10 protein-coding genes are annotated in these 12,230 nt (G+C 33.3%); 3 read left to right on the top strand and 7 right to left on the bottom strand.

Annotation, left to right across the window (positions count from 1 at the left end):
• Positions 1-97: 97 nt before the first annotated feature.
• Both JFU54_RS27915 and JFU54_RS27910 read left to right on the top strand, forming a co-directional pair.
• Positions 98-1,318, top strand: a complete 1,221-nt coding sequence (locus tag JFU54_RS27915; RefSeq protein WP_201067284.1) for an ATP-grasp domain-containing protein — start codon at positions 98-100, stop codon at positions 1,316-1,318.
• Between the two features lie 271 nt (positions 1,319-1,589).
• Positions 1,590-1,868: a tyrosine-type recombinase/integrase gene (locus tag JFU54_RS27910; protein ID WP_002012874.1), complete on the top strand. Its 279-nt coding sequence runs from the start codon at positions 1,590-1,592 to the stop codon at positions 1,866-1,868.
• Between the two features lie 65 nt (positions 1,869-1,933).
• Here JFU54_RS27910 and JFU54_RS27905 read toward each other — a convergent pair whose 3' ends face one another.
• From JFU54_RS27905 to gabT, 6 genes are all read right to left on the bottom strand, one after another.
• Positions 1,934-3,730, bottom strand: a complete 1,797-nt coding sequence (locus JFU54_RS27905; RefSeq protein WP_201067282.1) for an ABC transporter ATP-binding protein — start codon at positions 3,728-3,730, stop codon at positions 1,934-1,936.
• Complete coding sequence (locus tag JFU54_RS27900; protein WP_201067280.1) at positions 3,723-5,477, bottom strand: ABC transporter ATP-binding protein; 1,755 nt, start codon at positions 5,475-5,477, stop codon at positions 3,723-3,725. The genes JFU54_RS27905 and JFU54_RS27900 overlap by 8 nt, the downstream gene beginning before the upstream one ends.
• Positions 5,478-5,739: 262 nt before the next feature.
• The gene (locus tag JFU54_RS27895) at positions 5,740-6,336 is read right to left on the bottom strand and encodes a DUF1349 domain-containing protein (protein WP_002085622.1); all 597 of its coding nucleotides are present in this window, start codon (positions 6,334-6,336) and stop codon (positions 5,740-5,742) included.
• 33 nt (positions 6,337-6,369) lie between these two features.
• Positions 6,370-7,254 (bottom strand): GNAT family N-acetyltransferase, encoded by an 885-nt coding sequence (locus JFU54_RS27890; RefSeq protein ID WP_002031966.1) that lies wholly within the window; start codon positions 7,252-7,254, stop codon positions 6,370-6,372.
• A gap of 262 nt (positions 7,255-7,516) precedes the next feature.
• On the bottom strand, positions 7,517-8,206 hold the full coding sequence (locus JFU54_RS27885; protein ID WP_201067278.1) for an MOSC domain-containing protein: 690 nt from the start codon (positions 8,204-8,206) through the stop codon (positions 7,517-7,519).
• Between the two features lie 14 nt (positions 8,207-8,220).
• Positions 8,221-9,546 (bottom strand): 4-aminobutyrate--2-oxoglutarate transaminase, encoded by a 1,326-nt coding sequence (gene gabT / locus JFU54_RS27880; protein WP_201067276.1) that lies wholly within the window; start codon positions 9,544-9,546, stop codon positions 8,221-8,223.
• Between the two features lie 129 nt (positions 9,547-9,675).
• Here gabT and JFU54_RS27875 point away from each other — a divergent pair, with 129 nt between their 5' ends.
• Entirely contained in the window at positions 9,676-10,578 is a 903-nt protein-coding gene (locus JFU54_RS27875; protein ID WP_201067334.1) for a LysR family transcriptional regulator, read from the top strand.
• Positions 10,579-10,886: 308 nt separating this feature from the next.
• Here the strand turns inward: JFU54_RS27875 and JFU54_RS27870 are convergent, their stop codons facing one another.
• Positions 10,887-11,258 (bottom strand): heterocycloanthracin/sonorensin family bacteriocin, encoded by a 372-nt coding sequence (locus tag JFU54_RS27870; protein WP_201067274.1) that lies wholly within the window; start codon positions 11,256-11,258, stop codon positions 10,887-10,889.
• Positions 11,259-12,230 lie beyond the last annotated feature (972 nt).

The raw sequence follows: 12,230 nt of genomic DNA, 5'->3' as shown, positions 1-12,230 counted from the left end.
AAAAATCCAGAACAAGCTTAACCTCATTTTAATATTCTACCTATAGAAATAATAAACCTGAGATTTTATAAAATGATAAAGGTTAAGGTGACATAAAATGGATACTATCGTTTTCATTGAAACAAATAAATCTGGATCAAGTAGGGAAGCAATCAAAGCAGCTGAAAAACTTAATTTCTTTACTGTTTTATTAACTAAAAAAACAAAATTTATTAATGAACGCACTATATTCCCTGATGTACATCAGATGATTTTCACTGATATAAATGATTATGATAATTTAATTACAACAATTGAAAAATTAAATACATCAGGAAAAAACATAAAGGGGATCTTTAGTTTTATTGACCCTTTTGTTTATGTGGCTGCACGTTTATCAGAAAGATTTTGCTCAAATATTGTATCTACTAAAGCTATCCATCATATGGAAAACAAAATATTAACTCGTAATGTACTTAAAGAATTACCAATCTCACTCAACTATTTAATTTACAAACCAACAGAATCATTATCATCTTTTCTTGAAAAAACTAAAGAGATAAATTTCCCTCTTATTGTAAAATCCCCTAAATCAACAGGATCCAAAGATGTATTATTAGTAAAAAATAAAGATCAATTAATCTTATCTATACAAAGTCTTTTAAAAAAACTACCTAATGAAGAAATTCTACTTGAAGAATATATAGATGGACCTCAGTACTTAGTTGAAATTTTAGTTCAAGATGGAAAAGTCCATATTATAGCAGTAATTGAACAAGAAATTACACTTTTTGAACGTTTTATTGTTACTGGTTATTCTTTACTAGGACAGGTAGACAAAAGACTATATAATAGTCTTTTCAATGCAGTTAATTCTGTTATTCAGGCCTTTAATATGAAAAATGGAGCGTGTCATCTAGAACTCCGGAGAATAAAAGATGTTTGGAAATTAATTGAGCTAAATCCCAGAATATCAGGTGGAGCAATGAATGACATAATTGAAATTGGACATGGAATCAACTTAGTGCAAGAGACTATTCAGTTAATGTTAGGAAATAAACCTTCACTAAATAAAAAACATTATAAATATGTGTACGCTCATTACCTAACAGTTAAATCTAAAGGAAAACTAATTCGAGTTACAGGGAAAAACCGTAGTTCTAAATATCCTGGTGTAGAGAAAGTTTATATAAAACCTAAAAAAGGAACTATCTTAAAACCACCTACATCAATGGGACATCGATGTGGATACGTTTTAGCTGCAGCCTATTTTAAAACAGAAGCTAAAAAAATAGCTTTAGAAGCAGCTAAAGAAATTTCATTTGAAATCCAAAAATAATAAATACGACATATATACACCAACTGATGAAAATATACTAAAAATCATATTTCTTATAATTTTAATTTCTTTACTAAATAGACGACTCCAAAATGTTTTAATTTATATATGATAAAATATATCCATCGCCGATATGTCCAAACATGTAATTTTCATAGCAGCAAAATTACAAATATACTTTTACAACATGATTCAAAAATCACTGAAGGAATGTTTTAAGTGAAAGGACATATTCGAAAAAGAGGAACAAAGTGGTGTATTATTGTCGATATTGGAGCTGATTCAGAGACAGGAAAAAGAAGACAAAAGTGGTTTTCGTGATACATTTAAAGCCTATTTGAAAAAATCCGAATTAAAAAACATTAGATTCCATGATTTACGCCATACTCATGCAACGCTTCTTTTAAAACAAGGAGTACATCCAAAGATTGTAAGCGAACGATTGGATCATAAGGACGTTTTCATAACCTTAAATCGCTATTCACATTTTTCACCTAGTCTGCAAAAGGACGCTGTTAAAACATTTAGTGAAAGACTATTCGGATGGTAATGTTTGCAAATATAAAAAATGAGGTTTCTCTTTTCTAGAGAAACCTCACCACATCAATGTTTTTGTTAAATTTTAAACTGACTCGTATACAAATCAAAGTAAAACCCACCATCTTCCATGAGAGTTTCATGATTTCCTCTCTCTAAAATACTTCCATCTTTTATTACAAGTATTTGATCTGCTTTTTCAATCGTTTTCAGCCGATGAGCGATTACAAAACTTGTTCGCCCTCTCATTAAATTATTTAATCCAGATTGAATTTGTAATTCTGTTCTCGTATCAATATTAGATGTTGCTTCGTCGAGAATTAATATATCTGCATCTGCTAAAATCGCTCGTGCAATCGCAAGGAGTTGTTTTTGTCCTTGACTTAAATTCGAACCTTCTGAAGCAATTTCCGTTTCATATTGATTCGGTAGATGTTTTATAAAAGAATGTGCTGATGCTGCTTTTGCTGCTGCAACTACTTCTTCATCACTTGCATCTAAACGTCCATATCGAATATTTTCCATAATCGTTCCTGCAAATAAATACGTATCCTGTAAAACAACCCCTATTTTACTCCGCAAAGAATTAATATCATAATCCTTTATATCTTTTTCATCAATGCTAATTTGCCCTTTTTGAATGTCATAAAAGCGAGTTAACAAATTAATAATTGTTGTTTTTCCTGATCCAGTTGGACCGACTAAAGCGATTGTCTCCCCAGGATTCGCCTCGAGACTCACATCTTTTAAAATCATGTTGTCCTGTGCGTATCCAAATGAAACTTTCTCAAGCCTAACATGTCCTTGTAAATTTTGTACAAGTACTGCATCTTTTTTATTTTGAATTTCTGGTACTTCATCCATAATTTCAAAGACACGTTCTCCTCCAGCAACTGCCGCTTGAATCGTATTCATTAAAGTTGCAAATTGACTAAGTGGTCTTGAAAATTGTCGAGAATAATTAATAAAAGCTGCAATGACACCTACTGTTGTCATTCCGTTTAATACCATTACCGATCCAGTTCCAATTACAAGCCCCATTCCTAAGTTATTAATAAAGTTCATACTTGGAAAAATAAATGCTGAAAACGTTTCAGCCTTCGTTGCTGAAATTCTTAGCTGTTCGTTAATTTCATTAAAGTTATGTACGGTTTCTTTTTCTTTTCCGTATAACGTAGTTACGTCTGCGCCTGTAATAGCTTCCTCAATAAATCCATTTAATTCTCCTAAATCCTTTTGACGCTTCGCAAAGTTTTTCCCACTATAAGCAACTAGTTTTTTCGTAACGAAAAACATAATAGGTACTGTAATTAAAGTTACAATCGCTAAAATCCAATCTAATGAAAACATCGCAATTGTTACACCTATAAACGTTAACGCTGATGAAATGATTTGCACAACACTTTGTGTCAAAGCTTGATTTAAGTTATCAATATCATTTGTCACACGGCTCATTAAATCACCTTGAGAACGTACATCAAAGAATCGTAGAGAAAGTGTTTGGATTTTTTCAAAAATATCTTGTCGTATTTTTTGTATAGTCTTTAATGCAACATTAATCATTACAAATGTTTGTAACCATGTTAATAATACGGTTATCCCATATATCGCAATGAGTAGCATGCACATTCTGGCTGTCCCGCTTAAATCCTTCGGTACAATGTATTCATCAATGATGCCCCCCATATAATATGGTCCAAGTAAACCTAGTAATGTCGTGATAAATACAAGAATAATAACGAACATAAGAGATGCTTTTTGATACCCCATATAGTTCCATACTCGCATTATAGTTCCTTTAGTATTCTTAGTTTTTCCCGTTTTCAGATTGTTACGTCCACCTTTATTTCCAAATTGTCCTTGAAAATTACGCACGCTCTTCCCCTCCTTCTTGCTGCAGGCTACCACCTTGGGAAAGATAAATTTCCTGATACACTTCACAAGTTGCCAATAAAGCCTCATGCGTACCATTTCCAACTAATTCACCGTTATTCAAAACGAGGATTTTATCAGCATCTATAATAGAAGATATTTTTGATGCAATTAAAAATGTCGTTGTGCCACTATATCTTGTCCTTAACGCTTCCTGTATTACAGCTTCTGACTTCGCATCAACTGCCGATGTAGAATCGTCTAATACAAGAATAGATGGCTTTCTCACTAGGGCTCTTGCAATAGATATACGTTGTTTTTGACCACCAGATAGATTGGTTGCACCTTGTGTTAAGTTATATTCATAAGAGTCTTCCAGCTTATTGATAAACTCAGTCGCACAAGCAGATGAAGATGCTAATTCCAATTCATCATAAGTTGCATCTTCTTTGCCATAGCGTAAATTCTCTTCTATACTGCCTGAAAAAAGAAGTGCCTTTTGTGGAACGAAGCCAATGGAAGCACGAAGTTTTTGCAAATCGTATGCTTTCACATTAACATCATCTATACATATTTCACCTTGATCAACATCGTAAAGTCGTGGCAATAGTTTCGCCAATGTAGATTTACCACTTCCGGTCGATCCAATAATCCCTATTTTTCCACCTTTACGTACAGTAAAGGAAATATCTTTTAAAACATATTCATTATTTTTCGTATAACTATAGCTAACATTTTTAAACTCTACATTACCACCCACTTGTTTTGGTTCATATACGTCGCCTTCAGTTGTAATATCAACTTCAGTATGTAAGACTTGTTGTACACGATCAGCTGATGGAAAAGCACGGGCAATTTGAATAAATACCATACTAATAGACATAAGTGACATTAAAATGATATTTAAATAGTTAATAAAAGCTAAAATGGCCCCTACTTGGAGTGTACCGTTAAAAACTTTCTCGCCACCAATCCATAAAGTTGCTACAATTCCGCTATTTACAACTAGCATAATAATTGGCATCATCAATGAAATAATTTGTATTGCACGAATATTTATTTCAGTTAAACTTGTATTAACTTTCTCAAACTGTGCGATTTCATATTTTTGTCTTACATATGCTTTTATAACACGTACACCGGATAAATTTTCTTGTAGCTTTGTGTTTACTTTATCTAATGCTTCTTGTACTCGCTTAAATGAACCGCTCGATTGACCTGCAATCAATACAATTGCAACTAATAATACGGGTACCACAACAAGTAAAATTGGAAATAGGTCTCTCGCTGTTACAAAGACTATAATGATACTTCCAATAAATAATAACGGTCCACGGACAAGTACACGTAACGTCATCGTCATTGCCGATTGAATAGATGTAATATCATTTGTCACGATTGTTAATAATTTACCTGTTCCAAATGAATCACGATTTTTGCTAGAAAATGTTTCTATTTTCGCAAACACATCTTTTCGTATGTCTGTAGCGAAATTAACAGCAGCTTTTGTAGAATACATCATACAACCAAGTCCTCCAACTAAACCGATTGCTGCTGCTCCTATCATAAGAAGCCCCATTTTTATTACATAATTCAAATCCCGGTTTGCAATTCCAACATCAATAATATGTTGCATTATTGTCGGTTGAATTAAGTCCATCGCAACCTCAAGTACCATAAATAGCGGTCCAATAATAGCGAAGAACATGTATGGTTTTAAATACTGTAACAACTTGCGAAATGATTTCATACACAATCTCCTTTTTTCATGAAATTACCATCGAATAATTTATAGTCCTCCTTATTTGAGCGATATAGTCTGTAATTTCTCCATTAGTCCTATTATATTAGGCAAATTAATATTTAACATTATTAAATGATAAGTTTTAAATCATTTTTAGTCAATAAAATGGAACTTTAATCTACCAGGCATTTTCACTGCCAGTTGATGTGAATACTCTTTAACTTAATAAAAACCGCATTCTCATTTAGTAAGAATGCGGTTTTCCCATCTATATTTGTTCAATTTTAAAATCAAAAACCTCGGTCTCGAATCCATTATTTTCAGAAGGACTACACGTATAAAAACCAATTTTAACAGGCTCATTACCTATGTCCTCCATCAAATGAGCGATTCTTATTTGTTCCCATCGCTGACTCGTTTTCACATATATTGTATAATCGCCAAGTTTTCGAATAATTCGAAAACTTAATTGTTGCTTAGCAAACTCATTTGGATAGTCTTGCGTTGACCAATCAGAATAGCCATTATTCGTTACGACAGCACCTAAATGTGATGGGCCCTCAGGAATATATTCTAAAGATGTTTTTAACCAACACTTCTCAGAAATCATAACAAATAAACCCGCTTGATCGTATGTCGCATTTGGATTCATGCGCAATTGAACCTCAGCCTGAAAATCTGTCATTATCTCATCATAAAATACATGGCCATTCATTACTTCAAAACCATAATGGGTTTTCAGCCAAAAATCTGTTTCTTCTTTCGAATGGACAATGAATGTATCATTGTCTTCAAGTTTGTAAAATTTAGGTGCGTTCATTACAGTAAGTTGCTCAATATGATTTGGTATATATGATGTTTTCATAATTCCTCCATAAAAAAGCATTTAAATTAATATTTAAAACTCAGTTAATACCGGGAATTTATAACCTTTAAAATCTAATTCTTTATTACTTCGAACCATTAAATACTTACTAGTCTGTAATTCTGTATATTGTACATCATCAATTCCTAATTGATCTGGGTAGAAATAAAATTCAATCTCCGTAAATTCCCCAGAGATTTCCTCACATAATTCATCTAAAATCGGAATTACCGGCGCAAATACTCCAAATAATTTTAGTTTTTGATTTTCTACTGTAAAAACAATCAGCGCATCTAATTTCTCTGAATAATAAAGGTTTTCATTCCATGTTGAATCATACATATTTAAATAAAACGAAGAGCGGTAATTTAACGTTGAAAATTTATTAGAAAGCCTTTGGCCATTTTCAATAATCTCATGTATTAATTGTCTATCCTCTTCATTATAAAAATCTAACTTTTTAAGTTGAGAATCTTTGTAGCCTTTATTTTCGTATGATACTGTCATCAAATATTCTTGCACAATTTGAAAACCAAATGGTTTATATAGTTCCGGATTTTCAGTAAACAAGACCGCACACTCGCATTGCTCATCAATTTCCTCTATCATCTTACTAAACAATTGCTTCATTAATCCTCGTCTACGATAATTCGGATGTGTCATTACTGATTGAATACCCGTTGCATTTATTTTTTCACCATTAATTAAAAGCGGAAGTGAAAATGCCGCAACATTTGCAATCGCATTATCATCTTGTAAAAATGATAATGCTTTATATGTATAATCCCAATACCCTTTCTCTGAAAAATCCTGCAATGTTTGGCTCGTAATCCCAAACACTTCTTCAAATAAAGGAAATAACTGTTCTCTTCTCGGTTCTTCTAATAGAAAGTTTGCCATTTTTTCAACATTGCCCATGTTGTCCCTCCATACGTCGATTCCATTAATTTAGATATACTTATATGACCTACTCTCAAAAAATAGGCCTTTCAAATCAATATAGTATCATAAAACTTTTAAAAATGGTTTAATTTATTTTATGTTTTGATTATTAAAAAACAAGTCGAATAAACTAGTATTAAGATTTTTGAATAATATCATGTTTATTATATAACAAATGGTGCTTCCTACTTATCTTTCCGATAATAGAAATACACCATTTTATGCAAATATAATTCACCTATTCTTCGGTTCCCTCAAGTCGCTCCTTCGTACTAATTTCTTCTCCCTTCACTCGCTTTTCAAACGTCTTTCTCCAACTAGTAGACAGTGCATTTACTTCTAAAATCCTTTTTAATCCTTCAGAGTTTTGTTTTTCTTTATGCATTATGCGATTCGCAAACGAAACTGACACACCTTTTGGATCAAGCTTCAACAATTTTAAAGTATCTACCGGTAATATCCACCCTTCTTTTAATACTCGAAAATAAAAACCTGTGTATCCTGTATCTTGAAAATATAATGGCAACTTTGGAATATTATATTTCTTGGCTAATTTAAAACAAGGTTGTCTTGGCTGCGTTACTTGTACAATCGCTTCTCCGAGTTGAAACGTGTCACCAATACAAACATCTTCTTCACGCATTCCGCTTACTGTTATATTTTCACCGAAAGCCCCATATACAAGTTCCTGATTCAACTCTTTTTCCCAGTAAGGATAGTGGTCACCAGTATAAACACAAACCGCTTTATCTACCCCTCCATGATGAACTAAATCCGCCTGTCCATCTCCATTAAACTTTGAAAATGATAAAAAAACAGGTTCCTTTACTTGCTTTTTATTTATCCCTGTTTGAATTAACTTCCCACCATACATAACCTCTTTTGGCAATCCTAGATTTAAAGATAGGATTTCATATACTTTAGTCATTCAAATCCCTCCTCTTACTTGCGGCAAAACTTTTCAAAAGACTCATTTATTATTTCAAATCCTCTATCTATTTCTTCGTTTGAGATAACTAGAGGTGGTAAAAAGCGTAGTACATTATCAAATATCCCCGCTCCAATACTTATAAGCCCATTCTTCCAAAAATCTTCAATTAGCTTTACTGTTAGTTCTTTTGCAGGTTCTTTCGTTATGCGATTCGTTACAAGTTCCATTGCAACCATCGCACCGATTCCACGAACATCACCAATCATTTCGTACTTTAATTGCATTTGATGTAGATGTGACATTATTCTATTTCCAATTTGCTGAGCCCTTTCAACTAGATTTTCTTCTTCCATTATTTCAAATACAGCAAGACCGGCTGCACATGATAACGGACTCCCGGCAAAAGTTCCACCAATTTGTCCTCTCCCAGGAATGTCCATCAACTCCGCACGACCGACAATAGCACTTAATGGTAAACCGCCAGCAATTGATTTTGACAAAGTCATTATGTCAGGTTCTATATGAAAATGTTCCGTTGCAAACCATTTCCCTGTTCGGCCAAATCCAGTTTGCACTTCATCCATTATCATTAAAATACCGTATTGATTACAAATTTCTCGTAATCGTTTTACAAATGAAATGGAAGGAACAATAAACCCACCCTCTCCTTGTACTGGTTCCATTACGATCGCTGCTACTTTTTCAGGTGATACTTCTTCTAAAAACTTTTCAAACTGATAGATGACTTGAGAATCCACTTCTTCAGGAGAAACTCCTTCTTCAGCTCTGTAATAGTACGGATACGGCAATATATGCATGTCTGAAACGAACGGACCAAATCCTGCTTTATATGGAGTTTCTTTGGTCGATAGAGACATTGTCATTAATGTTCTCCCATGAAATCCTCGTTCAAACGAAATTACTTTACTCCTCCCTGTTACTTTACGTGCGATCTTTACAGCATTTTCAATCGCTTCCGCACCACTATTGGCAAACATCGTTTTTTTCTTACTTGTACCTGGCACTTTCTCATTAATTTTCTCCGCTAAAGTAATATAATTTTCATATGGAGTTACATGAAAACAAGGATGTATAAATGATTCTGCTTGTTTTTGTACCGCTCTTACAACTTTCGGATGACAATGTCCAACATTTTGCATACCAATTCCACCAGCAAAATCAATAAACTGATTTCCATCTACATCTGTTATTATCGCTCCCCTTGCTTCTTTTACATATAAAGGCGTTAAATGATATATTCCTGTCGGTACAGCCTCCTCATACCTTTTTTGAAGTACTTGTGAATAACTGCCCGGTAATACACTAGATTTCAACAATTCTTCTTCACCTCATCTAATTTTTTAATCAATCCATTTCTGATAAAGTGATTATATATCCCACAAAACCATTGTTCAATTCAATTATTTATATAATAATGATAGGTATATCCTATGATTAAACTTGAGGTGATTTCAATCGAATTACGACAATTAGAATACTTTTTAGCTGTTTCGAAAGAATTACATTTCACAAGAGCAGCCGAGAAATTAAATATTTCACAACCTTCACTAAGCCAACAAATACGTGCATTAGAACATGAAGTAGGCATGCCCCTTTTCGATCGAATTGGTAAAAAAATATCTTTAACTGAAGCAGGAAGAGTTTTATTATCGCACAGTAAAACAATCTTTCACGAAGTCGAACAAGCTCGTTCTGCCATTCAAGATTTAAATGGATTACATCATGGTTCCTTAACAATAGGATCTTTGTTAACCGTAGTAAATTATTTACTACCACCAGCTATATTAGATTTCAATAAGCAATATCCAAATATCGAACTCTCTGTGTTGGGGCTTCGTACAGGAGAAATTCGTGAAAAATTATTACAAAATGAATTAGATATTGGTATTACATTTCTCCCGGTGCAAGATAAAGAGATTGTTTCTATCCCACTATATAAAAGTGAACTTACATTAGTTGTGCCAACCAGCCATTCTTTAACTGAACGTAAGTATGTATCTATTGAAGAATTACAGGACTATCCTTTAATTCTTCTACCTAAAAATTTCTATTTAACAGAACTAATTACATCTCATTGCCAAAACTTTAACTTTAAACCAAGGCCAATTTTAGAAATTAGTACAATGGAATCTTTAATTCAAATGGTCGCACAAGGTATGGGGATTACCGTGTTACCAAAACCGTATATAGACTTTTTGCAAAATGAGCACATACAAGCTATTAAAATTGAAAACCCCACTCCAACAATAGATCTAGGACTTATTTATAGAAGAGATAAATATATGTGCGCTGCTACCCGGAAATTTATTGAGCAACTCAAAATAACAGTACATTCTTTACAAAAATAAGCATAAAAAGAGATTATCCTATGCAGCCGTTACACAACGACCTATTAGAATAATCTCTTTTTATAATGATATAAAACATTACATTTTATGGTTTCTTTTCTAATAACCTATTATTCATTATAAGTGCTAAATTATTATCGTATTATTAAGCTACACATCAGCGATATTTTATGTCTATTTCGTATAGGTGTTAGCAAGTCCGTTTGCAAACTTGTTAGCACATTTTTATAAAAATTATATAATGCTTCACAAAGTAGGAATCCGTTTCGATCAATCTTTTTTCAAAATGGATTCCTTTTTGTCTCTTATCAATATTCAAATGTTACAGTAGTACCATTAAAACCATCAAAACAATTAGAGCAATTAGAGCAATTAGAGCAATTAGAGCAACCACCACAACCAAAACAACTAAAGCAACCGAAGCAACCAAAACAACGGAATCCACCACAACGACCACCGCCACAACGACCACCGCCGCCACAACCACCACAACGACCACCGCCACAACGACCACCGCCGCCACAACCACCACAACGACCACCGCCACAGCCGCCACAGCGACGAGCATCATCTGTAATATAGTAATATGGATATTGGCTTTGCTGGTCCCAATACACAATATTTCCAGGCTGATAATCATTAAGGCTTAACGCTTGTAGTTCTTGTTGAAAATTATTCATCTTCATGACCTCCGTTTATAAACTAAAACCCCATCGATACTTTCCTATATTTCTGTTCGTTAAATCTAAGTAGAAATAGCGCTATAAAGTGAAACTTTAATCAGTAGGGGTTTTGTTCATCCCCCACTGATTATTAGCCCGCACCAATCGGGCGTTTACGGGCAGCAGGGCTCCCACCTAACTTCTTTGCTCCAGTTGAATTTTGAGGTGGGAGTTTTACTGCCCACAAATAGCGGGCTAAACTAAGTTCAATACGTACACCAACAAAATATGACCTATCACTAGATGATGCACCTTGTTCATATGCCTATTTTTAGGTTATTTTTACTATGGGCTCATTTTTATAAAGTGAAACTTTAATCAGAGGGGGTTTACGAGCAGTTAATGCGGGCTAAATGGACATTATAAAATATGAATTTAAACAATAATATTTAGATTTATGTCATCATTTTCTAGTTCTATAGTCGTATATTCCATAATTTTGTTTGGTCATCTTCGTATTTCCAATATGCACTCCCATCTTTATTTTTCTTCGCTTCAATATCTGCTATATCAGAGCTAATTTTATAAGTATTTATAATTAGTGATTTCTGCTAAGAAAAGTCTATTTTTATGAATGGCAAATCAGCGATGTTTTATGTCTATTCCGCATACGTGTTAGCACTTTCTTATATTTCTTCTATTGCATACACCTTCATAATTTCAATATATTTTCCCTTATCACATGGACATGGTTGCTCTCTTCTATATGATTCTTCCCAGCTCATTTAAACACACCTCTTTAACTACTTAATTTATATTATTATATAAAAAAGCCCTGCCACAAGGCAGAGCGAGTAAGATGGATTACACGTATCATATAACAATTTATATCAGTAACTGAACACTGTTAAACAGTGTTCTTTTTTGTTTAAATTAGCGTTGTTGTTCAAAATATCCCGAAGTTGTTATATATTAAAAGTGCGACATACG

Origin of the sequence: Bacillus sp. TH19, from assembly GCF_016651075.1 — a bacterium.
In the GTDB taxonomy this organism is placed as follows: Bacteria; Bacillota; Bacilli; order Bacillales; family Bacillaceae_G; genus Bacillus_A; species Bacillus_A mycoides.
This window is presented reverse-complemented; position numbering and strand designations above follow the sequence as displayed.